The sequence below is a fragment of the Acidobacteriota bacterium genome, assembly GCA_030697165.1.
Taxonomy (GTDB): Bacteria; Acidobacteriota; Vicinamibacteria; order Vicinamibacterales; family UBA2999; genus 12-FULL-67-14b.
Genome location: JAUYQQ010000011.1, coordinates 39244 through 62709, shown reverse-complemented (window position 1 = coordinate 62709; position 23466 = coordinate 39244). Strand labels below are relative to the sequence as shown.

The 23466-nt window shown below is 66.3% G+C and carries 22 protein-coding genes; 10 read left to right on the top strand and 12 right to left on the bottom strand.

Features of this window, described 5'->3' with window-relative positions:
* Positions 1-2 precede the first annotated feature (2 nt).
* The 8 genes from Q8T13_11655 to Q8T13_11620 all read right to left on the bottom strand — a co-directional run bounded on the left by Q8T13_11655 (position 3) and on the right by Q8T13_11620 (position 9839).
* The gene (locus tag Q8T13_11655) at positions 3-2684 is read right to left on the bottom strand and encodes an ADOP family duplicated permease (GenBank protein MDP3718410.1); all 2682 of its coding nucleotides are present in this window, start codon (positions 2682-2684) and stop codon (positions 3-5) included.
* The gene (locus Q8T13_11650) at positions 2681-3010 is read right to left on the bottom strand and encodes a helix-turn-helix transcriptional regulator (protein MDP3718409.1); all 330 of its coding nucleotides are present in this window, start codon (positions 3008-3010) and stop codon (positions 2681-2683) included. The genes Q8T13_11655 and Q8T13_11650 overlap by 4 nt, the downstream gene beginning before the upstream one ends.
* Before the next feature lie 101 nt (positions 3011-3111).
* Entirely contained in the window at positions 3112-4992 is a 1881-nt protein-coding gene (ftsH, locus tag Q8T13_11645) for an ATP-dependent zinc metalloprotease FtsH (GenBank protein MDP3718408.1), read from the bottom strand.
* A complete protein-coding gene (gene clpB, locus Q8T13_11640) occupies positions 4985-7531 on the bottom strand; it encodes an ATP-dependent chaperone ClpB (GenBank protein MDP3718407.1) in 2547 nt (848 codons plus the stop codon). Before clpB ends, ftsH begins: the two co-directional genes overlap by 8 nt.
* A 24-nt stretch (positions 7532-7555) precedes the next feature.
* The gene (locus Q8T13_11635) at positions 7556-8527 is read right to left on the bottom strand and encodes a J domain-containing protein (GenBank protein MDP3718406.1); all 972 of its coding nucleotides are present in this window, start codon (positions 8525-8527) and stop codon (positions 7556-7558) included.
* Position 8528: 1 nt separating this feature from the next.
* Positions 8529-8882 carry a MerR family transcriptional regulator gene (locus tag Q8T13_11630; GenBank protein MDP3718405.1) on the bottom strand — a complete coding sequence of 118 codons (354 nt, stop codon included), beginning with the start codon at positions 8880-8882 and terminating at the stop codon, positions 8529-8531.
* Between the two features lie 88 nt (positions 8883-8970).
* Positions 8971-9222 (bottom strand): zf-HC2 domain-containing protein, encoded by a 252-nt coding sequence (locus Q8T13_11625; protein MDP3718404.1) that lies wholly within the window; start codon positions 9220-9222, stop codon positions 8971-8973.
* Complete coding sequence (locus Q8T13_11620) at positions 9219-9839, bottom strand: sigma-70 family RNA polymerase sigma factor (protein ID MDP3718403.1); 621 nt, start codon at positions 9837-9839, stop codon at positions 9219-9221. The genes Q8T13_11625 and Q8T13_11620 overlap by 4 nt, the downstream gene beginning before the upstream one ends.
* Positions 9840-9930: 91 nt before the next feature.
* Here Q8T13_11620 and Q8T13_11615 point away from each other — a divergent pair, with 91 nt between their 5' ends.
* Genes Q8T13_11615 through Q8T13_11595 form a run of 5 tightly spaced genes read left to right on the top strand, consistent with a single transcriptional unit; the run spans position 9931 to position 14213 of the window.
* The gene (locus tag Q8T13_11615) at positions 9931-10305 is read left to right on the top strand and encodes a response regulator (GenBank protein ID MDP3718402.1); all 375 of its coding nucleotides are present in this window, start codon (positions 9931-9933) and stop codon (positions 10303-10305) included.
* Positions 10306-10348: 43 nt separating this feature from the next.
* Entirely contained in the window at positions 10349-11608 is a 1260-nt protein-coding gene (locus tag Q8T13_11610) for a serine hydrolase domain-containing protein (protein ID MDP3718401.1), read from the top strand.
* Between the two features lie 56 nt (positions 11609-11664).
* Positions 11665-12561, top strand: coding sequence for a vitamin K epoxide reductase family protein (locus Q8T13_11605; protein ID MDP3718400.1), 897 nt, complete (start codon positions 11665-11667; stop codon positions 12559-12561).
* Positions 12562-12594: 33 nt separating this feature from the next.
* On the top strand, positions 12595-13512 hold the full coding sequence (locus tag Q8T13_11600; protein ID MDP3718399.1) for a L,D-transpeptidase: 918 nt from the start codon (positions 12595-12597) through the stop codon (positions 13510-13512).
* Complete coding sequence (locus Q8T13_11595) at positions 13509-14213, top strand: M23 family metallopeptidase (protein ID MDP3718398.1); 705 nt, start codon at positions 13509-13511, stop codon at positions 14211-14213. The genes Q8T13_11600 and Q8T13_11595 overlap by 4 nt, the downstream gene beginning before the upstream one ends.
* Here Q8T13_11595 and Q8T13_11590 read toward each other — a convergent pair.
* Positions 14195-15190: a transcriptional regulator gene (locus Q8T13_11590; GenBank protein ID MDP3718397.1), complete on the bottom strand. Its 996-nt coding sequence runs from the start codon at positions 15188-15190 to the stop codon at positions 14195-14197. The two genes, Q8T13_11595 and Q8T13_11590, sit on opposite strands and share 19 nt — an antisense overlap.
* A 318-nt stretch (positions 15191-15508) precedes the next feature.
* Positions 15509-16339: a tRNA pseudouridine(38-40) synthase TruA gene (gene truA / locus Q8T13_11585; protein ID MDP3718396.1), complete on the bottom strand. Its 831-nt coding sequence runs from the start codon at positions 16337-16339 to the stop codon at positions 15509-15511.
* 61 nt (positions 16340-16400) lie between these two features.
* On the opposite strand from truA, the gene Q8T13_11580 reads away from it, so the two are divergent.
* From Q8T13_11580 to Q8T13_11570, 3 genes are read left to right on the top strand one after another with little or no spacing between them, the layout of a single operon-like run.
* Positions 16401-16787, top strand: a complete 387-nt coding sequence (locus tag Q8T13_11580) for a Rid family detoxifying hydrolase (protein MDP3718395.1) — start codon at positions 16401-16403, stop codon at positions 16785-16787.
* An 18-nt stretch (positions 16788-16805) separates the two neighbouring features.
* Positions 16806-18896 (top strand): S46 family peptidase, encoded by a 2091-nt coding sequence (locus tag Q8T13_11575; GenBank protein ID MDP3718394.1) that lies wholly within the window; start codon positions 16806-16808, stop codon positions 18894-18896.
* A gap of 51 nt (positions 18897-18947) precedes the next feature.
* Positions 18948-20153 carry an MFS transporter gene (locus Q8T13_11570; protein ID MDP3718393.1) on the top strand — a complete coding sequence of 402 codons (1206 nt, stop codon included), beginning with the start codon at positions 18948-18950 and terminating at the stop codon, positions 20151-20153.
* A 5-nt stretch (positions 20154-20158) separates the two neighbouring features.
* Here the strand turns inward: Q8T13_11570 and Q8T13_11565 are convergent, their stop codons facing one another.
* Complete coding sequence (locus tag Q8T13_11565) at positions 20159-21079, bottom strand: stomatin-like protein (protein ID MDP3718392.1); 921 nt, start codon at positions 21077-21079, stop codon at positions 20159-20161.
* Positions 21080-21128: 49 nt separating this feature from the next.
* Positions 21129-21557 (bottom strand): NfeD family protein, encoded by a 429-nt coding sequence (locus Q8T13_11560; protein ID MDP3718391.1) that lies wholly within the window; start codon positions 21555-21557, stop codon positions 21129-21131.
* A 48-nt stretch (positions 21558-21605) separates the two neighbouring features.
* On the opposite strand from Q8T13_11560, the gene surE reads away from it, so the two are divergent.
* Together surE and Q8T13_11550 are read left to right on the top strand one after the other, a co-directional pair.
* Positions 21606-22343, top strand: coding sequence for a 5'/3'-nucleotidase SurE (gene surE, locus Q8T13_11555; protein MDP3718390.1), 738 nt, complete (start codon positions 21606-21608; stop codon positions 22341-22343).
* A gap of 174 nt (positions 22344-22517) precedes the next feature.
* The gene (locus tag Q8T13_11550; protein MDP3718389.1) at positions 22518-23450 is read left to right on the top strand and encodes a hypothetical protein; all 933 of its coding nucleotides are present in this window, start codon (positions 22518-22520) and stop codon (positions 23448-23450) included.
* Positions 23451-23466: the final 16 nt, after the last annotated feature.

Genomic DNA, 23466 nt, shown 5'->3' with positions numbered 1-23466 from the left:
CTTTACGTCTCTCGCAACGCGTTCATGGGATCGATGCGCGAGGCGCGCCGGGCCGGCAGGTAGGCCGCCAGCAACGCCGCCGACGCCAAAGCGAGCATCAGCGCGGCCAACTGCCACAGGCTCATCGAGACCGTTCCGAACAGCAGACCTTGCATCAGTGTGCCAAGGCCATACGCCATGGCCCCGCCGATCGCTATTCCGACCAGCGTGATCCGAACCGCCTGCGCCGTGGTCAGCCGGACAACCTGCCAGCGCCCGGCGCCCAGCGCCATGCGCACCCCAATCTCCTGCGTGCGCTGAGTGGTGAGGTACGCCATCAGGCTGTAGATGCCAAGCATCGACAACACCAGGGCAATCAGGGCCACGACGCTGAGCGCCCTGGCGATGAAGGTAAAACCGGCCGCGCGATCCGCGACCAGGTGCTCGAGCGATGTCAACGACGCGAGCGGCTGGTCCGGGTCCATGGCGGATACTGCGCGGCGCAGGTCTCCGGCGACCGCCTCGGGATCACCGACCGTCCGAATCGTGAAGGCGCCGCCGTAGGGCACGTCCTGGCTGATCGGGCGGTAGACCGTTTCAGGGCGCCGCGTGGCCCAGTTGTGGAGCACATCGCCGGAGACCCCGACCACGCTGACCCACGAGCCATCTGCGGTGAACTTGAATCGCTTGCCGATTGGATCCTGGCCTGGCCAATACCGCCGCGCCAACGATTCGGAGACAACGGCCACGGCGGTCGACTCCAGCCGATCCTCGGTGCCGAACCCACGTCCTCGCACCAGGGGAATTCGCATGGCTTGAAAGTAGTTCGGCGACGTGCGCCGGTAGCCGACAAAGCGGGTCTCGGCTTCCGTCAACTCGACGCCTTCGGGCCACAACTTGCGGCCGTGGTCGTTGAATCCGGAAGGAATGTGGCTGGTAAAGCCTGCCTCGCTCACTGCGGGTATGGCGCGCATGCGATCCAGAACTCCCGCCACGAAACGCCGGCGCTTCTCGGCGTCGGTATACGACCGTTCGGGCAAACTGAAGTGCGCGACCAGAACGTCGCGTTTCTCGAAGCCAAGCACACCGTTGACCTGGGTTTCGGCCGCCGTCAGGACCAGCGTGGAAGCGAACAGCAGCGCCAGCGCCAGTGCGACCTGTGTCGTCGCCAGGGCGCTACGAAGCCACCGGCGTTGCCGGCCCGGCGTCAGGGTCCGGCCCGACTGGCGCAGGCTGTCCGACACCTGCGCGCCCATCGCCTGCACCGCGGGGACGATCGAGAAGATCAGCATTGCAACGGTGCCCAGCACCGCCGTTGCGACAAACAGCCGTGTGTCGACTTGAATGAAGTCCCAGCCGGGAATGAATCGCAGTACGGACGCTGGGATCGAGGCCTTCGACAGCCCGATGCCGACCGCGATCAGGGGCATCGACAGCACCACGGCGATCACCGACAGCAGCAACCCTTCAACGACGGTTTGGGTGAACAGGCGGACGCGACTGGCGCCAAGCGCCAGCCTGACCGCGTATTCCTGGCTGCGCTCGGAGCTGCGGGCCATCAACAAGTTGGCGATGTTGGCGCAGGCGATCAACAGCAGCAGCACGGCCGCCACTTGCCAGACGCCGATGAACGCGCCGGCGCCGGGATCGCTCATGCCTTCCGTGAAAGCCATCACCTTGGCGTAGCGGTTCTGATTGGTGTCTACATGATCGCGCCGTTGGGTCTCGATGATGGCGGTCAGTTCGGCGCGCGCCCCCTGGACGGTGGCACCATCTTGCAGTCGCGCAAACGCGCCGTAGTGGTTGTCCCGGCGATCGGCCCACTGCTCGGCCGTCAGCGCCAATGGCGCCCACACTTCCGCGCCGTCTGGCACCTTGAATCGCTCGGGTGCCACTCCTACCACTTCGTAAGGCTCGCCATCGAAGCGGACCATCTTGCCGATGATGGCGGGGTCGCCGGCAAACCGCCGCTGCCAGAGGGCGTGACCGATCACGACGCGATGGCGCCGGGCTGGATCGGTTTCGTCCTCCACGAACTCCCGCCCCATCACCGGACTTGAGCCCAACAGGCCGAAGAACCCCGGCGACACGCGGAAACCGGCGACCTGCTCGGGAATGTCCACCCCCGAAAGATTGGCATCCCACCATTCGTGCATCGACCACTGGCTGACGCTGGTGGCTTGCTGGCGCCATTCTCGATAGTCAGCGGCGGACACATCTTCGCGGTCCACGAACACGCTATCCGGCGCCATCGTCGTGACCACCAGCAGCCGGTCCACGCCGACGAAGCGATACGGCCGCAACACCAAGGCGTCCAACAGGCTGTAGGTCGTGCTGTTGGCGGCGAGAGCGACAGCGAGGGTGACCACGACCACTGCCGAGAGGGCCGGGCGTTGCGTCACCGCGCGCCACGCGTACAGCACATCGCGGGTCATGCCGGCCGTCCACGCGCCCTCTGGTTCATCGGCGACCACCGCCAGCCATCGAGGCGGTGGCGTTCGTCGCCGCAGCAGGCGATGCGTGCCGTAACGGAGGGCGATGCCGAGCGACTGGCGCCGGTGCCAGCGCCGCGCGCGCGCCGCGCCCACCCGCATAACCAGGCGCGCGTGCTCTTCACGCAAGTCACCAATCACCCCATCCCGCCATTCGGGGTCGCGCACGACCATGGCCAGGACGCGCTCCGCGAATCGGGATGGGGAAGTCATGATTGCTCCAGGATGGTTTCGAGGCCCCGGGCCATGCTGGCCAGGGCGCCGTGCGTGGCCTTGAGGGCTTTGAGTCCGGCGGCGCTGACGGTGAAATAGCGGCGCGCCTTGCCGCCGCGCTCGTCGGTGGAGTCGCCCATGCGCGAGCGCAGGCAGCCCTTGGCCTCGAGCCGGTCGAGCGCTGTATAGAGCGCGCCGCGGGCCACCGGCCGGCCGGTTCGCGACTCGATCAGCTCGCGAATTGGCACCGCGTAGGCCTCCTGCTCGAGGTGCAGGGTCGCCAGCAGGACCGCGTATTCGAACTCGCCGAGGTAAATGGGTGCCATGACTGCATTGCAGGCTATATCAATGCCTGCAATGTAGTCAATAGACGGACGAGCGAAGTCAGGAGTTCCAGAAACAGGAGGCCAGGAGTACAAGAGAAGTCTTAAGAAATGGCTACTCCTGAACTCTTGATCTCCTGTTCCTGCGGTTGGGCACTCATGATCTCGCGCAGCTCATCGCCTTCCATCACTTCCTTCTCCAGCAGGCGGCGGGTGACGCGCTCGAGCACTTCGCGGTGTTCGCGCAGGATGCGCCGGGCTTCGTTGTGGGCGCCGGAGATGAGCTGCTTCACCTCGTCATCAATCATGCGCGCGGTATCGTCGCTGTACAGGCCCCGTTCGATCGGCATGCCCAGGTCCAGGAAGCGGCCCCGGCGCGGCGGATCGAAGTTGATCGTGCCCAGCCGCTCGCTCATGCCCCATTCGGTGACCATCGAGCGGGCGAGGTCCGAGACCCGCTGCAGATCGTTCTGCGCGCCGGTCGAGATCTCGCCGATGGCAATCTCTTCCGCGGCGCGGCCGCCCAGCAGGATGGCCATCTGGTTGAGCAGGTCGCCCTTCTGCATCAGGTAGCGCTCTTCGAGCGGCAACTGCATGGTGTAGCCGAGCGCACCGAAGCCGCGGGCGACGATCGAGATCTTGTGCACCGGGTCCATGTTGGGCAGCACGCTCGCGACGATGGCGTGACCCGACTCGTGGTACGCGATAATCTCGCGTTCCTTGGTGTTCATCACGCGTTTCTTCTCGAGCCCGGCGACCAGGCGGTCGATGGCCTCGTTGAAGTCCTGCATCTCCACGGTCTCGGCATCGCGCCGCGCGGCCAGCAGGGCGGCTTCGTTGACCAGGTTGGCAAGGTCGGCGCCGGCAAAGCCGGCCGTGCGCGCCGCCACCGTGCGCAGGTCCACGGCCGCGTTGAGCTTCACGTTGCGCGCGTGAATCTTCAGCACCGCTTCGCGGCCCTTGACGTCGGGCTTGTCCACCAGAACCTGGCGGTCGAAGCGGCCTGGGCGCAGCAACGCCGGGTCCAGCACCTCGGGCCGGTTGGTCGCGGCCATGATGATGATCGCCTTGCGGGCATCGAAGCCGTCCATCTCCGACAGCAACTGGTTGAGCGTCTGCTCGCGTTCCTCGTGACCGCCAAACGCGCTTTGCTGGCGGGCCTTGCCGAGCGCGTCGAGCTCGTCGATGAAGACGATGCACGGTGCCTTGGCCTCGGCCTGGGCGAACATGTCGCGGACCCGGGCGGCGCCGACGCCGACGAACATCTCGACAAACTCCGAGCCGCTCATGCTGAAGAAGGGCACCTTGGCCTCGCCGGCAACAGCGCGCGCCAGCAGGGTCTTGCCGGTGCCCGGCGGGCCGACCAGCAGCACCCCCTTGGGGATCTTGCCGCCAAGATTGGTGTACTTCTTCGGGGTCTTCAGGAACTCGACGATCTCGCGCAGTTCCTGCGCCGCCTCGTCCACGCCAGCCACGTCGGCAAACGTCGTCTTCACGTCGTCTTCCGCCATGAGCTTGGCCTTGCTGCGCGAGAACGACATGATGCCGCCCTCGGCGCCGCCCATGCGCTTGAAGAAGAACGTCCACAGGCCAAACAGCAGCAGCAGGGGAATCACCCAGCCGAGCAGCTCGGGCACCCACCGGCTGACGAGCTCGCCCGAGTACTTGACGCTGGCGGCATCCAGTTCCTCCACGAGCTTCGGGTCGGTCACCCGGGTCGTCGAGAACGCGGTCGTGCCATCGTCGCCAGCCTTCTTGAGCGAGCCGCGGATGATCGAATCGCCAACTGAGACTTCGGCCACCTGGCCGCTGCGGACCAGCCCCTTGAACTCGCTGTAGGACAGCTGCCGGCCCGCCGGCGCCAGGAAAAACGCCTGGCCCAGCGCGAGCACGGTCAGCGCACCGAGCACCCACCAGATGGTGGTCGGCTTGGGGGCCGCCGGCCGGCCTTTCGGGCCGCCGGGCGGCGAGACGGGACTAGACATGGACCGGCTGACCTTTCGCGAAGCTGAGCTTGTCGGTAATCAGGTCCACGACGACGGTATCGCCGTCGCGGAACTCGCCGTCGAGCACCCTGAGCGCCAGGGGGTCGAGCAGCAGACGCTGCAGGGCCCGTTTCAGCGGCCGAGCCCCGTATACCGGATCATACCCTTCGCGGACGAGGAAGTCCTTCGCCGCGTCACTCAGGGTGATGTGAATCTTCCGGTCGGCCAGGCGCCTCAACAGTCCGCGCATCTGGATCTCGACGATCTGCGTGATGTGCTCCCGATCGAGCGAATGGAAGAACACGATGTCGTCGATGCGGTTGATGAACTCCGGCCGGAAATGCCCCCGCAGCGCGTCGAGGTCGCGCAGATTCGAGGTCATGATGACCACGGTGTTGGTGAAGTCAACCACCCGGCCCTTGCCGTCGGTCAGGCGGCCGTCATCAAGTAACTGCAGCAACACGTTCAGCACTTCCGGATGAGCCTTCTCGACCTCATCGAACAAGACCACCGCGTACGGCCGGCGCCGGACGGCCTCGGTCAACTGGCCGGCCTCGTCGTAGCCGACGTATCCGGGCGGCGCGCCGATCATGCGCGAGACGGTGTGCTTCTCCTGGTACTCGGACATGTCGAGTCGAATCGTCGCCTGCTCCGAGTCGAACAGGAACTCGGCGAGCGCGCGCGCGAGCTCGGTCTTGCCGACGCCCGTGGGGCCCAGGAAAATGAAGCTGCCGAGCGGCCGGTTGGGGTCCTGCAAGCCGGCGCGCGCGCGCCGAATGGCGTTTGACACCGACACGACCGCCTCGTCCTGGCCAACCACGCGCTGGTGCAGCCGCTCTTCCATCTTGAGCAGCTTCTGGACTTCGCCTTCGAGCAGCCGGCTCACGGGAATGCCGGTCCACTTGCCGACGACCTCGGCGATGTCTTCTTCGTCGACCTCTTCCTTCAGCATGCTCTTGACCTGCTGCAGGCCCTGGAGGCGCGTCTCGCGTTCCTTAATCTTCGCCTCGAGCTCCGGCACCCGGCCGTACTGCAATTCCGACGCCACGGCGTAGTCGCCGGAGCGCTGCGCCTGTTCCACTTCGACGCGGACCTGTTCGAGTTGTTCCTTCAACTGGCGGCCGGCCTGGATGGCTTCTTTCTCCTGCTCCCAGTGCGAGCGCAACTCGGTATCCTGCTCCTTGAGGTCGGCGAGGTCCTTTTCGAGTTTGGCCAGCCGGTCCTGTGACGCCTTGTCCTTCTCCTTGCGTAGGGCTTCACGTTCAATCTCGAGCTGCATGATGCGGCGACGCACCTCGTCCAGCTCGACCGGCATGGAATCAATCTCCATGCGCAGCTTGGACGCGGCTTCGTCCATCAGGTCGATGGCCTTGTCGGGCAGGAACCGGTCGGCGATGTAGCGCTGCGACAACACCGCCGCCGCCACCAGCGCCGCGTCCTTGAACTTCACGCCGTGATGGATCTCGTAGCGTTCGCGCAAGCCGCGCAGGATGCTGATGGTGTCTTCGACGGTCGGCTCGCCGACCTGCACCGGCTGGAAGCGGCGCTCGAGCGCGGCATCCTTCTCGATGTACTTGCGGTACTCGTCGAGGGTGGTGGCGCCGATGGTGTGCAGTTCGCCGCGGGCGAGCATGGGCTTCAGCATGTTGGACGCATCCATCGACCCTTCCGATGCGCCGGCTCCGACCACGGTATGCAGCTCGTCGATAAAGAGGACGATCTGGCCCTGGGCCTCGGACACTTCCTTCAGCACCGCCTTCAGCCGGTCTTCGAACTCGCCGCGGGACTTGGCGCCGGCGATCAACGCGCCCATGTCCAGCGTGACGATCTTCTTGTCCTTGAGGCCCTCGGGGACGTCGCCGCGCACAATGCGCTGGGCGAGCCCCTCGACAATGGCGGTCTTGCCGACGCCGGGTTCGCCGATCAGCACCGGGTTGTTCTTGGTGCGACGCGACAGCACCTGGATCACGCGGCGCACTTCCTCGTCGCGCCCGATCACCGGGTCGAGCTTGCCCTTGCGTGCCAGCTCGGTGAGGTCACGGCCGTACTTCTCGAGCGCTTCGTACTTGCCCTCGGGGTTCTGGTCGGTCACGCGCTGGTTGCCGCGCACCGCGGTCAACGCCTCGAGCACTTTTGCCCGGGTAATGCCGTTGGCCTTGAGCTGATCGACGGTGGCCGACTGGCCGGTCTCGATCAACAGGCCGAGCAGCAAGTGCTCGGTGCTGACGTACTCGTCCTGCATGGTCTTGGCCTCGGCCTGGGCCGCGTCGAACGCGACCCGCAGGCGAGGGGAGAGGTGCGGCTCGGAGCCGCCGTGCGCCTTGGGCTGCTTGCCGAGGTGCGCGCGCAGCGCGCCGCTGACGACGGATGGATCCACACCGAGCTTCCTGAACACCGTGGGCACCACGCCATTCTGCTGCTCGGCGAGCGTCACCAGCAGGTGCTCGGGCTCCACCTGCGCGTGGTTCAGCGCCGACGCCAGTTGCGGCGCCGCCAGCACGGCCTCCTGGGCCTTCTCGGTAAATTTGTTGAGATTCATGATCCGCTTCTCACTTCCTACTTCTCACTTCTCACTTTTCACTTCACGCAGTGCGCGCAGTTGCTCATATAACGCGCGCTCGTCGTCGCTGAGCGCTTTGGGAATGTCCACTTCGACATTCGCGTAGAGGTCGCCGCGGTCGTCGGGCTTGCCGACCGACGGCATGCCCTGGCCGCGCAGGCGGAAGCGCTGGCCGCTGGACGTGCCCGCCGGCACCCTGAGCCGCAGCGTCTTCGATTCGGGCGTCACCACGTCCACTTCGCCGCCGAGCACCGCCGTGGTCACCGGCACGCGGGTCTTGGTGTAGACATCGCGGCCCTTCACCTCGAACACGGGATGCGCCTTCAGGTGCACCCGCAGATACAGGTCGCCACTGGGGGCGCTGCCGGTGCCGCGGCCGCCCTCGCCGGCGACGCGCACGCGCGAGCCGTCGGTCACACCGGCCGGGATGCGCACTTCCACCGCGCGCGAGTGGCCGTCGTGCCGGAGCTGCAGGCGCTGCACGCTGCCGCGCAAGGCATCCTCCAGGTCCAACTCGAACGGGTGCTCGACATCCTGCCCCTTGCGGGTGCGCGCCCGGCCACGGCCACCACGGCCACCGGCCGACGGCTCGGGCCCGCCCATGCCGCCGAAGAAGGTCGTGAAGAAGTCCGAGAACGGACTTTCGCCGCCGAACATGTCGGCCATGTCTTCTTGCGACATGGTGTGAAAGCCGCCGCCGCCCTGGCCGAACGGACTGCCACCGGCATGGGGGGGCGGGGCGTTCTCATACGCGCGCCAGTTCGCCCCGAGTTCGTCGTACTTCTTGCGCTTGACCGGGTCGCTCAGCACTTCGTTGGCCTCGTTCAGTTCCTTGAACTTGGCCTCGGCGCCCTTGTCGCCCGGGTTGACGTCGGGGTGGTACTTGCGTGCGAGCTTGCGAAACGCCGCCTTGATCTCTTTCTCGGAGGCGGTCTTCGCGATCCCGAGCGTGGTGTAGTAATCCTTGAAATCCACGCTACGCCTCGCCGTCCAGGCCCAGCAGGGCCGCCAGCTGATCGATCTCCCGCAACAGGCGGCGACGGGTGGCGTCGCGCTGGAGCGCACCGGGCTGCATCAAGGGGCGAATGCGCTGCATGGTTTCGGCGACCGACAACAACTGCTGCACGCCTGCAAGATTGACACCCGCTTCGTCCACGAGCCGCTTGATGAACCGCAGCCGCTCGATCTCGTCGTGCGAGTAGAGGCGCATGCTGCCGACGGTGCGCGCCGGGCGGACCAGGCCGAGCCGCTCGTACTTGCGCAGCGTTTGCGGGTGCATGTCGAGCATCCGGGCCGCGACCGAGATGAAGATCAGCTCTGAAGTTGACACGCCTCAAGTGTAGCACTTGATACGAGGCGTATCAACTAGCTAGAGTGCCTAGGGTGCCTAGGGTGCCTAAGGTGCCTAGGGTGCTGGGTTAGCTGGAAGGGTCGAATTTGCGGGCGGCGAGGACGGCCTTCACGAGGTCCTCCGGGACATCGGCCGGGAGCTCGTCGCTCATCTCGCCGCAGGCGATGCGGCCGGCCTTAACGCAGCCTTCGTACTGGACGAGGTACTCGCGACAGTTGCGGCAGCGCGACAGATGCAGCTCGAAATGGGAGCGGTTCTCCTCGGGGAGCTCGCCGCTCACGTAGTCCATCAGGAACTCCGCCAGCTCACGGCACTTCATGATGCCGCCTTTCCCGGGCCCGCCCCGGCGAGGTGCGGCGCGAGCAGCGAGCGCAGCGCCTGGCGGGCGCGGTGCAGTCGAATCTTGGTGGCGTTGACAGTCAGCCCCAGCATGTTCGCGGTTTCCTCGGTGTCTAATCCTTCGATGTCGCGCAGCACGAGAACGGTACGGTAGCTCTCGGGCAGCGCGTCGATCTGGGCCCGGACCAGCTGCCGGGTTTCGGCGCGCTCCATGACCTGGTCAACCGGCTCATCCCAGCTCTGAAACCGTTCTTGGTGGTGGCCGTCATCCAGGAATGCGGGCAGCAGCGTCTCAATCGACTGCTCGGGTTTGCGCCGGCGCGTCCGCAGCTTCATCAACGCGGCATTTACGGCAATGCGATGCAGCCAGGTGGAGAGCTTCGAGTTGCCCTCGAAGCGGTTGACGCTGCGGAAGGCGTTGAGGAAGGCGTCCTGCACGACATCACGGGCGTCTTCGTCGGAACCGAGGATCCGGCGGGTCACGGCCAGGAGGCGGCCGCCGTAGGTGCGCACGACGTGTTCGTACGCCGACTCCTCGCCGGCGCGCAGCTGTGCGATGAGGCCGGCCTCATCATCTACAGGGGTCGCGCTACCCATCAGGACGGAGCGTATCATACGGCTACGGGACCCGACGGGCGGCGGGTTGGCATCGGCATTGCTAATGAATGCCTTGAAAGTTGTCGAACCAATGATGCCGAACACCCCGCATTTGAAGATCCTGGTCGTCGACGATAATCCCGATTCGGCCACGAGCATGGCGATGATGCTGTCGATGATGGGACACGAGACCCGGACCGCGCACGACGGCGAAGCCGCGCTCAGCACCGCCGAGGAATTCAGGCCGCGCGTCGTGCTGCTCGACATCGGCCTGCCCAAGCTCAATGGCTACGAGGTCGCGCAGCGCATCCGGCAGGCGGAGTGGGGTGCCGCCATGTTCCTGGTGGCCATCACCGGCTGGGGACAGGACGAAGACCGCCGCCGCTCCGAGGATGTCGGGATGAACCTCCATCTGGTGAAGCCCGTCGAACCCGGCGCCCTCGATCGCGTGCTCGCCGACCTGTAATACCCACTTGCCGTTCAGTTAGCTTCGGGTCAAAGTACGTAGCATGCTGCGCACCTTGACCCTCTGCGGCCTCTCGTTCGCCGCGGTCCTCACGGCCACCCCTTCGCTAGAGGCGCTTCGGGGTGCCGGTCAATCCCAAGCCACGCCACGCGCCACGCCAGAAGCCGTGGGCCTGTCTGCTGAACACCTGCAACAGGCCACCGCAGTCCTGCGCCAGGCCGTCGCCGACCACAAGATCGCCGGCGCCGTGGCGCTGGTCGCCCGTCACGGCAAGATTGCCTACCTCGAGCCAGTCGGCCTGCGAGATGTCGCGGCGCGCACGCCCATGGACGAGCGGACCATCTTTCGCATCTACTCACAAACCAAGGCGGTGACCGCGGTCGCCGTGATGATGCTCGTGGAGGAAGGCAAGGTCCGCGTGTCCGACCCGGCCTCGAAGCACCTGCCCGAGTTCAAGAACGTGATGGTGCAGACACCGGACGGCTCGCGCAGGCCGTCGCGCGAGATCACCGTTGAGGACCTGCTGCTGCACACGTCGGGCCTGAGCCACCGCGGGTCGGAGTTGTACCGCGCGCGCCAGGTGCGGGTGCGGACGCAGGCCTTACCGCAGTTCGTCACCAACATCACGCAAGCGCCGTTGATGGAGGACCCCGGCACCAGGTTCCGTTACAGCGAGGGCACCACGGCCCTCGGCCGGCTGGTGGAAGTCGTGTCCGGCAAGCCGTTTGACGCGTTCGTGACCGACCGCATCCTGAAGCCGCTCAAGATGCACGACACCGCGTTCTGGGTCGAAGGAGAGGCGCAGTCGCGCCTGGCCACGGTCTACCAGGTGGCGCCGGCCGGCGGCCTGGCGCCGTTCGAGATCGAAGAAGTGGTGCCGTTCACCACGCGTCCCGCGCTGATCGAGGGCGCCGTCGGCCTGGTGTCAACCGCGCCCGACTTCATGCGCTTCTGCCAGATGCTGCTGAACAAGGGCGAACTCGACGGCGTGCGCCTGCTCGGCGCGAAGACGGTGGAGCAGATCACCGGCAACGGCCTGCCGCCGGCCGTGCTGCAACAGCGCGGCAGCGGCGCCATGGGCTGGGGCCTCGCCAACGTTGACGTGGTCATCACACCAAGCCCGCGCGGTTACCTGACGGCGGCGGGCGAATACGGGTGGGATGGTTCCGCCGGTACGTTCTTCTCGATCGATCCGGCGCGGCAACTGATCGTCTTGCTCAACACGCAGAATGTGCCGGCCAGTCCCGACGGGCTGCGGCAACGCTTCAAGGCTGCGGTCGACCAGGCCGTGGTCAATCCGTGACCCCAGGCGCGACTTGCGGCAATGACCGGCTGACGCTCGTATAATTAGCGGCACCCATGGGTCGAAAAGCAAAAAGCAAGAATCAATCGAGCGCGACGTTCCCCGCAGGCACGTTCAGGCCAACGCCAAACTGGCCGCTGCTGGCGCTAGGTCTGATCGGCGTCGCACTGGCCGGTTATCTCTCGTGGACGAGTTTGACGAGCGCCGCCGTGCAAGGCTGCGCCGAGGGCGGCGGGTGCGACGCGGTCCTGTCGAGCCGATGGGCCACGTTGCTCGGCGTGCCGACGGCGGTGTGGGGGTTACTGACCTATCTCGCGCTGGCGGCAACGGCCTTTATCCGGCGAGCCGAAACGCACTGGCGCATGGCGTGGACCATTGCCTTCTTCGGCGCCCTCTATAGCGTGTACCTGACCACGGTGTCCCTCACCATGCTCGGCGCCACGTGCCCGTATTGCCTGACCAGTCTCGCGCTGATGACCGCGATCCTGGTTCTCGTCACCTTCCAGCGGCCGTTCACGATCAAGGGGTTCTCGTGGCAACGGTGGCTGACCTGGCGGGGAGCCGTCTCGGCGGCGCTGATCCTGTTCCTGCACCTGAACTACACCGGCGTCGTCGGTCGGATCCCGGGAGTCGAGGATCCCACGTCGCGCGCCCTGGCCATCCACCTGGCGAACAGTGGCGCGGTCATGTACGGCGCCCATTGGTGCGACCACTGCAAGCAGCAGAAGGACCTCTTCGGCGAGTCCGCGCGCCGGCTCCCGTACATCGAGTGCAGCACGGGGGGACAGGGTTCGCCGCAGACATCGGACTGCCGCAACCGCGGGATCAGGACCTACCCGACGTGGGTCATCAACGGCCAGCGCTATGAAGAGCTGTTGACGCCAGCACGGCTCGCGTCGATGACCAACTTCCAGCCACCCGCCACACCGGCCGCGGGCAGTGGCCAACCCTAGGTTGGACGGCACGCGCCTTGCTGTAGAGGCGGTATGCACTCAAGACTCCTCGTGTTCGCCGCCGCCACGGCCGTTGTCTTCACCATCAGTGGCACCGCGATACCCATTGCCGCTCAGCAGCCACCAACCGCGAAGCCCGACATGCTGGCCATGCAGGTGATGCTCGACCGGGCGCGATTCTCGCCGGGCGAGATCGACGGCAAGGGCGGCCCCAACACCAAGCGCGCGATCGCCGCATTCGAGCGGGCGAAGGGCAGCAGCGCGGCCGACGCCGTCGCGGCCATGGATGTGCCCGCGACGATCCCCTACACCATCACTGCCGAGGACGCGGCCGGACCGTTCGAGCCGATTCCCCAGGACATGATGGAGAAGGCGTCGCTCAAGCGCCTGGACTACACCTCACTCGCTGAAGCGCTGGGGGAACGCTTTCACGCCTCGCCGAGCCTGCTGAAGCGGCTGAACCCGTCGGCAAAGCTGGTCGCCGGCGAAACCATCCAGGTCCCGAACGTCCTGACCGCGCCCGAACCCACGTCTGGCGAGGGGGTGTCGATCACCGTCTCGAAGCGCACCTCGTCGCTCACGCTGACCGACGGCTCCGGCACCGTGATCTACCACGCGCCGGTGACCACCGGCAGCAAGCACGATCCACTGCCACTCGGCGAGTGGACGGTCACGGCCATCGCTCGCAACCCCACGTTCAACTACAATCCCGACTTGTTCTGGGATGCCGATCCAGCGCACGCCAAGGCCAAGCTGCCGCCGGGTCCCAACGGCCCGGTCGGCGTCGTGTGGATCGACCTCAGCAAGCCCCACTACGGCATTCACGGCACGCCTGAGCCCGCCAGCGTCGGACACACGTCGTCCCATGGCTGCGTGCGTCTCACTAACTGGGATGCCTCCGCCGTGGCGGCGTTGATCGGCAAGGGAGCGAGAGTTACGTTCACGCAATGACGACTCGGACCAGACCCGCCTACACGTGGCTACTCGCGGCCGGCGCCGGCGGGTTCGTCGCCGGCATGGTGGTGCTGGCCGCGCTGTTCACAATCTTCCCGGCAGGCGGAAGGCTCGCCGCCGACCCGTCCTCGGCGGCCGCCGTGCGGCCGGAGCCATCACCGGTCGAAGAGGTGCGCCCCAGCGCGAGGGAGACTCCGCCGGCCATTTCGCGACCGCCGGAAACGGCGAGTACGGTGCCGGCCATGTCGGCCAACGCGGTCGAGGTCCTGCGCAATCGCCGGCTCGAGGTGCCGGTACAGGGCGCCAGGCGCGAAGACCTGCGCAGCATGTTCGACGAACAACGGGGCACGTCGCGTCGGCACGAGGCCATCGACCTGCTGGCGCCGCGCCATACCCCGGTGATCGCGGTCGAGGACGGCACCATCGCCCGGTTGTTCATCAGCGACGCCGGCGGCCTCACGGTGTATCAGTTCGATCCGACCTCGACCTACTGCTACTACTACGCGCACCTGGAGGGCTATGCTGCCGGGCTGAAGGACGGCGACCGCGTCAAGCGCGGCGACCTGCTGGGCTACGTGGGGACGACGGGCAATGCGCCGAAGGATACGCCGCACCTGCACTTCGCGATCTTCCAGCTGACCGACCAGAAGCAATGGTGGCAGGGCACGCCGATCGATCCCTACACGGTCCTGAGGTAGGTCGCGCGCGCCTCTTCGAGGCTTTCGAGAATACGATCGGCAAACGCTTGTGGCGCAAGCACGCGCGCAGCCGCGCCAAACCCCATCACCCACGCCTGCAGTTCCCAGTCGAGCACCACGTGGAGCGTGAGCCGCAGGCGGCCGTCGGGCAGTTCCTCGAGGGCTTGCGACGCGTGCCATTGCCGCTCGCGCACGTATGGCGCCTCGGCGGCGTTGAACTCGATCACCACTGATTCGGGGGTGCCCGAGAACGCGCCGAGGGAATGCGGAAACACATCGGCAGGGGAGTCGGCGACCGGGTTGAAGCTTTCCTCGAGCGCCACGGCCAGCTCGATGCGCTGCACGGCAAAGGTCCGCATCTCCGCGTAGTCGGGTACGAACGCCTGCAGGTAGAGCCCACCTTGCGCGTAAGCGAGGCGGTACGGCTCGACCACGTAGTCCTTGAGCTTCTTGCTCGAGAACGAGTGATAGCGCATGCGCACGCGGCGGCGGCCGAGAATGGCCGACATCAACGTGTCAACCGACTTGGCCGAGCCGGCGGCGAGCGGCCGCGAGGCATGCTCCTTCGCGCCCAACGCGTCGGGCAGGCTGTCAATGAACTTCCACAACGACGGCGGCAACGCCTCGTAGAGCTTGTCGAACGCCGAGGCGAGGCTGTCCTGAAACGGCCCGCCGGTGACGGCCGAGAGCACGGTGCGACTGAGGTAGAGGGCGCACAACTCCGACAGCGAGAAGCCGGCCGCGGCCACGCCCTTGAAGACGTCGCGGTTCAGGGTGAACGCGGTCTTGCCGTCGCGCTTGGTGGTTTCGATGGGGAAGCCGGCCTGGGTGAGGGCGTCCAGATCCCGGCGGATCGTGCGTTCTGACACACCCTCGCCGGCAACCGCCTGGGCCTCGGCCAGGGTCAGCCCCCGGACACGCCCCTCGAGGGCTAGAAGAATTCTCCACTGCCGGACAATCTCGGTATGGCGTTCCATGGGACTCACGAATCAAGCGGGAAATCGAACTTCTGGGATCGGCATGCCGTATGCATTAGTAGGCAGCAGTGTGCAACGACGTTGCGCACTTGGCGCAACGGAATGCAACTTCGTTAGTGGTAACCCGGCTGACCTAATCTGTCACGCCCCGCAAATAAGGTGTGGTTATGACAATTCGCATCCGCTTCCGTCAACCCGCTCCGGCCGCCAAAAAGGTCTGCCAGCACTGCGAGAACCGCCGCAGCCTGTTCCGGCAGCAGGGCATTGCCACCTGGGACCCGTACTACGCCCTCTGCTACAAGTGCTACCAGCGCTACGTCACTCGCGCCCAGGTGGCACCGGTACAGCGGGACGCAGCGGCCATTGCCGCCCGTCGCCCTCGTAAAACACTCGCTCTAGAAACAGGCCTGATGCCGGCGCAGTAAGCTCCGCCGGCGCCGGCTGGCCGCTACGGCCTGAAGGTGGAGGCAACCCCTTCTTGGGGTTGCCTGTGAGCAGCAGATCAATCTCCTCGACCGCCATGCCGCCCTTGGCGATCTCGACGAGCACGCCGACCATGCGCCGCACCATCTTCCAGATGAAGTGTGAGCCGGCGACGCGCACCAGGATGAGGTCACCGTCCTCGGCGATGATCACTTCTTCCACCAGCACCTCGGTTGACTTTTCATCAGGGTCGTCGTCACTGAAGGCCTGGAAGTCGTGCATGCCGGTGAGCCGGCGGGCGGCGGCGGTCATGCGGGCCACGTCCAGCGGCTCGCGCACCCACCACACGAACGGCTTGGCAAAGGCGCTGCGCCGGCGCGATAGTTGGTACAGGTAGCTGCGCGCCACCGCGCTGTGGCGGGCGTGAAAGCGGTGCGGCACCGTGTCAACGGCGAGAATGTGGATGTCGGCCGGCAGGCCATCGTTGATGCCGCGCCTGATGGTTTCAGCGGGCAACGGCTTGCGAATATCGAGGTGCGCGACCTGCCGCAGGGCGTGCACGCCGGCGTCGGTGCGCCCCGAGCCGTAGAACTCGAACGTCTTGTCGCGGGTCAGCTCGCCAACGGCCCGTTCGATCTCGCCCTGGACGGTCCGCGCGTTCTTCTGCTTTTGCCATCCGCTGTAACGCGTCCCGGCATATTCGATCGTGAGCTTGAATCTGGGCACGGTGTAAGGAACCGGGTTGATTTTCCTGGTGTGTTCGCTGGAAAATCAACCCGGTTCCTTTATGAAGCATAGTCCCGTTCACGCCGCAAATCTTCCGAAACCCGTTGGCCCCTACTCACCAGGCATGAACTTCGAGCGCCTGCTCTTCGTGTCGGGCCAGGGGGCGACCGACCCCGCCACCGGCGCCCTGGCCGGCGCTGACGTCGAAACCCAGACCGAGCAATGCCTCAAGAACCTGCAGGCCATTCTGAAAGCCGGCGGCTCGGACCTGCAGCACGTGCTGCGCTGCGGCGTGTTCCTGCTCGACATGAAGGAATTCCAGCAAATGAACGGGGTCTACGCGCGAGTCTTCGGCGAGCATCGTCCGGCCCGCACCACCATTCAGGCCGCCGGCCTGCCCGGGGTGGGTTTGCGCGTGGAAATCGACTGCATTGCTTACGTCCCGTAGCTCCCTGATAATCGGGGGATGACACAAGCGCCTCGCCGCTTCCTGGCTTCCCTTGCCGCAACGCTGGCTCTCTTGGTGGCGCTGCCCTTGGTCGGGCACGCCAACGAGGGTTTCTGGCCGTTCAATCGGATTCCACGCGCGGCCATCAAACAGGCGCTCGGCGTGGACCTGACCGACCAGTGGATCGAACGGGTTCAGCAGGCCTCGGTCCGGTTCCCCAGCGGGTCGGGCTCGTTCGTCTCGCCCGACGGACTGGTGCTGACCAATCACCACGTCTCGCTCGACCTGCTGCACAAGATGAGCACGCCGGAACGCGACCTGGCCGGCCAGGGGTTTCTCGCCGCGGCGCGCGGCCAGGAGATCAAGGCGCCGGACCTCGAACTGCTCACGCTGCAGAAGATCGAGGACGTGACGGCCAAGGTGAACGCGGCGGTCACGCCCGGCATGTCGTCAGCCGACACGCTGGCGGCCCGCCGCTCGGCCATTGCGGCGATCGAAAAGGACGCGCAGGCCGGGACCGGCCTCGAAGCCGAAGTGGTCACTCTGTTCCAGGGTGGGCAGTACCACCTGTATGTCTATAAGAAGTTCACCGACGTGCGGCTCGTGTTTGCCCCCGAATTTGACGCGGCGTTCTACGGCGGCGATCCCGATAACTTCACGTTCCCGCGCTACGCCCTCGACATGACGCTGTGGCGCGTCTACGAAGACGGCAAGCCCCTCGTCACGAAGCACTTCCTGCCGTGGTCGTCGAGCGGCGCCGCCGAGGGCGAGGCCGTGTTCACGTCCGGCCACCCGGGCGCGACCCAGCGCCTGAACACCGCCGCCCACCTCGAGTTCCTCCGCGACTACGCGCTGCCGCTGTCGCTGGCGGCGTTCACCGAGATGCGCAACGCGCTCGACGCCTACGCCAAGGAGGGCAGCGAGCAGGAGCGCCAGGCCAAGGATGAATTTTTCGGCATTGAGAACTCGCTGAAGTCGTGGAAAGGCCAGCTCGCCGGCCTGCAGGATCCCGCCTTGATCAACAAGAAGCGCACCGATGAAGCGGCGCTGCGCGCCCGCGTCGGCGCCAGCGCCGAGCTCAAGGCCAAATACGGCGATGCCTGGGACAAGGTCGCCGCCGCCCGCGGCGCGTTGCCGCCCTACAACCAGGAACGCGTGTTGTTCGAGAGCGGACTGGCGCTCTACTCGCAGTACTTCACCACGGCCCGATCGCTGGTGCGCTGGGCCGATGAATCATCCAAGCCAAACGGCCAGCGTTTGCCCGAGTACTCGGATGCGCGCAAGGCCGCGCTCGAACGTCAGCTGGGGTCGGCGGCACCGGTCTATCCGGGCGTCGAGCAAGCCAAGCTGGCCGCCGGTCTCGCGGTGATGCTGAAGCAGCTCGGCGCGGACCACGCGCTGGTCAAGCCGATCCTCGCCGGCAAGACGCCGGTGGCACGGGCGGCCGAACTGGTGGCCGGCACCAAACTGGGTGACCCCGCCGTGCGCAAGGCGTTGTTCGCCGGCGGCAAGGCCGCCATCGACGCCTCGACCGATCCGTTCATTGCGCTCGCGAAGCTGGTCGACCCGCGTTCGCGTGAACTGCGGACGAAATTCGACAACGAAGTGCTCGGCGTCGAGCGCGACGCGTATGCGCGCATTGCGCAGGCGGTGTTTGCCATCGAGGGCGATGCCGCGTATCCCGACGGCACCTTCACGCTGCGGCTGTCGTACGGCCAGGTGAAGGGCTACACGGAGAACGGCCAGCAGATCTCGCCGTTCACCGAGATTCGCGGCCTTTACGTGCGAGGCGACGAGCACAAGCAGCAGCCGCCGTACAAGATCGCCGACTCGTGGATGAAGGCCCGCGCCACCGTTAATCCGACCACACCCTTCAACCTCGTCAGCACCAACGACATCGTCGGCGGCAACAGCGGCTCACCGGTGATTAACGTCGTGGGCGAACTGGTGGGCTTGATCTTCGACGGCAACATCCAGTCGCTGCCGGGCTATTTCGTGTATGACGGCGCCGTGAACCGCGCGGTATCGGTCGACTCGCGTGGCATGCTCGAGGCCCTCAAGGTCGTCTACAAGGCCGACGCCATCGTCGCCGAGCTCTTGAAGAAGTAGGCGCGCACGGCACAGGCCCCGCTCCCGCGACCGGTCAAGCTGCTTGGGTGGGTGAGTCTGCTCACCGACGCGGCGACCGAGGCCGTGTATCCGCTGCTGCCGGTCTTCATCACGCAGGTGCTCGGCGGCCCGCCAGTGACACTGGGCATCATCGAAGGCGCGGCCGATGCCACCAGTAGTGCCCTCAAGGTGTTCGCCGGGCGCTGGTCCGATCGCCTCGGCGCCCGCAAGCCGATGGTCGTCGCCGGCTACGCGCTGTCGTCGCTGGTGCGGCCGCTGATCGGCCTGGCCACCTCGTGGGGCCACGTGTTTGCTATTCGCGTGACCGACCGCGTGGGCAAGGGGCTGCGCGGCGCGCCCCGGGACGCCATGCTGGCCGCCCTCGCCCCACCCGGCCAGCGGGGACGGGTGTTCGGTTACCACTGGGGCATGGACCACGCCGGCGCCGCGATCGGCCCGCTGCTCGCCACGGTGTTCCTCTGGTTCTCGCCCGACAACTACCGCCTGCTGTTCGGCCTGACGATCATCCCCGGCGCGCTGGCGGTGCTGACGCTGCTCAGGGTGCCAGAGGTGAAGGCACCAACGCACCCTGGCACTGTGGCACCCCTGGCATCCGCCTCCGCTCGCGCTGAAACAGGCGAGCTACGGCGAGACCTCGCCGAAGCGGCCTCCGGCCGCGAAGGCGGGCCTTTGGCACCAGTGCCGCTCCCGCCTCCATTGAAGCAGTACCTGTGGATTCTGTCGGTCTTCACTTTAGGCAACTCGTCCGACGCGTTCCTGTTGCTGCAGTTGTCGCAGGCCGGCGTACCGCTCGTGGGCCTGACGGCCCTCTGGAGTGCGCAGCACGCGATCAAGGCGCTGCTGTCGATGCGCGGCGGCGCGCTCTCCGACCGTCTGGGCCGTCGCACGCTGATCGTCTCGGGCTGGATTCTCTACGCCATCGTCTATGCCGGCTTTGGCTGGAGCCAGTCGGTCGAGGCCCTGATCGGCTGGTTCATGCTCTACAGCGTCTACGCGGCGGCGGTCGAGGGGAGTGAGAAGGCGCTGATCGCCGACCTGGCGCCCGAGACCATGCGCGCCGCCGCCTACGGCTGGCACGCCGCGGTCCAGGGCTTCGGCGCCCTGGCGGCGGGGTTGTTCTTTGGATTGCTGTGGCAGACCTTCGGCGCGCCGGTCGCATTCACGACCGGCGCCGCCCTGGCATTGATTGCCGCGGCTGCTTTGTGGCTCAGTGCCCTGGCACCTGAGGCACCTTAGGCACCCTACTTCTTCGCCTGATTCACGACGTTCATGGCGGTAGTGATCATGGCCGCCACATCGCTAAGGTTTGACGGCAGGATGATGGTGTCGGCGTTGTTGATCACCTTGCCGAACTCGGCGATGTACTGCTCGGCCACCTTCAACTGAATGGCTTCGGCGCCGCCGGGGGCGGTGGTTGCTTCGGCAACCCGCTTGATGCCTTCGGCCGTGGCCGTGGCGACGGCCAGGATGGCCGACGCCTGGCCCTCGGCTTCGTTGATCTGCTGCTGTCGGCGGGCTTCCGACGCCTTGATGACCTGTTGCTTCTCGCCCTCGGCCGAGTTGATGTTGGCATCGCGCTGGCCTTCGGAGGTCAGAATCACCGCGCGCTTTTCGCGCTCGGCGCGCATCTGCTTTTCCATCGCGGCCAGGATGTCGGCCGGAGGCGTGATGCTCTTGACCTCGTAGCGCAGCACCTTCACGCCCCACGGCTCCGTCGCCTTGTCGAGTTCAGCCACCACCGAGATGTTGATGTTGGTGCGCTCCTCGAAGGTCTTGTCCAGGTCGATCTTGCCAACCTCACTACGCAGGGTCGTCTGCGCCAGTTGCGAGATCGCAAAGATGTGGTCCGAGATGCCGTACGAGGTCCGTTCGGGATTGAGCACCTTCAGGTAGAGCACGCCGTCCACCTGCACCTGCACGTTGTCGCGCGTAATGCAGATCTGCGCTGGAATATCGAGCGCCATTTCCTTGAGCGAGTGCTTGTAGCGCACCACATCGATGAACGGCACCAGGATGTGAAACCCGGCATCGAGCACGCCCGAGAAGCGGCCCAGACGTTCGACGACGAATGCGCTCTGTTGCGGGACGACGATCGCGGTCTTGGCCAGGATGACCAGCGTGATGACCGCGAGCAGGACGATGACGAACAGGCCGCCTTCCATATCGGTCTCTCCAACGTAGGGGCGCGCTTTAGCGCGCCCGGGTACGAACTTATTCGGGAACGACGGTCAGCAGCAGGCCGTCAATGCCGGCGACCCGCGCCCGTTGGCCTGCCGCGAGCGTGACGTTGCTGGTGTTGCGGGCGCTCCACGACGCGCCGCGCACTTCAACCCGCCCGACCAGACCCGGCTGCAGGCTCTCCTGCACCACCGCCAGCACGCCGACGAACGAGTCGATCGACGGCGGGGGAGGCGGCTGGAACGTCGTCTTGAGCCGTCCGCGGAAGACCAGCAGCGACGCCACCGACAGCACGGTAAACAGCAGGCCCTGCATGGGCAGGGAGGTGACGACGCCGAGCGCGGCGAGCACACCGACCGCCAGCGCGCCGATGCCGAAGAAGATGATGAAGAAGCCGCTGGGGGTGATGAGCTCAGCCACCACCAACGCAAGACCGCCGGCGAGCCAGAGCCACCATTCCATACTCGCGATTATAGCGAGTTCGGGCGTTCGGCTATGATCAGAGGTTCTATGCCCTTGATTCTCGTGACCAATGACGATGGCGTGCAGTCGGAGGGGATTCATGTCCTCGCGGCGGCCCTGAAACCGCTCGGCGACGTGGTCGTGGTCGGCCCCCTGCAGGAGGCCAGCGCCATTGGCCACGCCCTGACGCTGCGCCGGCCGTTGCGCATTGAAACCATCAGCGAGGGCGTCTACGCCGTGGACGGCACGCCCACCGACTGCGTGAACCTGGGTTGCGAGATCGTCCTCAAGCGGTTGCCGGACCTGGTCGTCTCGGGCATCAACAAGGGCTGGAACCTGGGCGACGACATCACCTACTCGGGAACCGTGTCGGGCGCGCTCGAGGGCGCCTTGCTGGGCGTGCCCGGCATTGCGGTCTCGCTCCGGCGCTCGCGCGCCTACAACTTCGGCCCCGCCGCCGCCGACGCGGCCACGGTCGCGACGATGGTGCTGGCGCAGGGCATCCCGCCGCGCTCGTTCCTCAACATCAACGTCCCGGCCGGGACGCCCAAGGGCCTGCGGGTCACGACCCAGGCCAAGCGCAATCACGTCACGCAGATCGACTCGCGCACCGATCCCCGGGGCAACCACTACTACTGGATCGACGAGGCGCTCGATGAGTATCATCCCGACAGCGGGCGCTCGGATTACGAGGCCGTGATGGATGGCTACACCTCGGTGACGCCGCTCCAGCCCGACCTGACCGACTACGCCTTTCTTGAGAAGCTGGCCACGAACCTAAAGTAGGCGGGAGGGCACTGCTTGTCGGGAAGACACGTCTTGACGGGATTGCTAGCTTGCCTGGCGGCGGCCGTGCTCGTCCGGCCGCCGTTGCAAGCGCAGTCCACCCGCATCCCAACGGCTCGCCTCGTTTCCGCGTCCCGTTTTGACCTCCCAGGCGAAATCGATTCCAGCAATCCCATGGCGTGGTCGCTCGTTGACGGTGTCAACCGGCTGTTCGTGCTCACGTCCTGGGGCGGGGTGCCGGTGCGCTCGTCGGGCGCGACGCTCGAGACCCTGCAGCGCGGCGCCCCGGTCGCGTTCAGTTCGCATCCCGGTAACGGCGTGTGGATGGAAGCCATCATCCCGGACGAAGCCGGCACGTGGTACGGCTATTACCATCACGAGCGGCCCGCTGATCAATGCGGCCGGCCCGACCGCCAGTTGCCGAGACTGGGCGCCATGCGGTCCAGCGATCAGGGCGCTACGTGGGAGGATCTCGGCATCATCCTCGACGCGCCGCCCGGCAGCGAGGCCTGTGACTCGGCCAATCGCTTCGTGCTGGGCGGGGTGGGCGATGTCACCGTGGTGCTCGACGCCAACGGGCAGGACCTGTATCTCTACTTCAGCCAATACCTGCGCGAGCCGTCCCTCCAGGGGGTGGCAGTGGCCCGAATGGCGTGGGCCGATCGCGACGCACCGGAAGGAAAGGCCACTGTCTGGAACGACGGCGCGTGGCTGCCGGCGTCGCGCGCGGATGCCGCCACGCCGTTCGTCTACCCGGCGGGTACACCGCTTGTCGGAGCAAGCCGGCCGTTCCACGATCGCTCGGCCACCAACGACGTGTTCTGGGGCGCATCCATCCACTGGAACACGTATCTCGAGCAGTACGTGATGCTGCTCAACCGCGCTAAGGACGACCAGTTCGGGCAGGAGGGGATCTATGTGTCGTTCGCGCCAGGCGTGTCGGACCCGCGCGCGTGGTCCACGCCGGCCAGGATCATGACCGGCGGGCAGTGGTATCCGCAGGCCGTCGGCATTGAACCCGGCACCGGCACCGACAAGGTCGCCGGCCGCCGCGCCCGCTTCTTCATGACGGGTCGATCAGATCGAATGATCGAGTTCGAGAAATAATCCGGCTAAAGCCGGA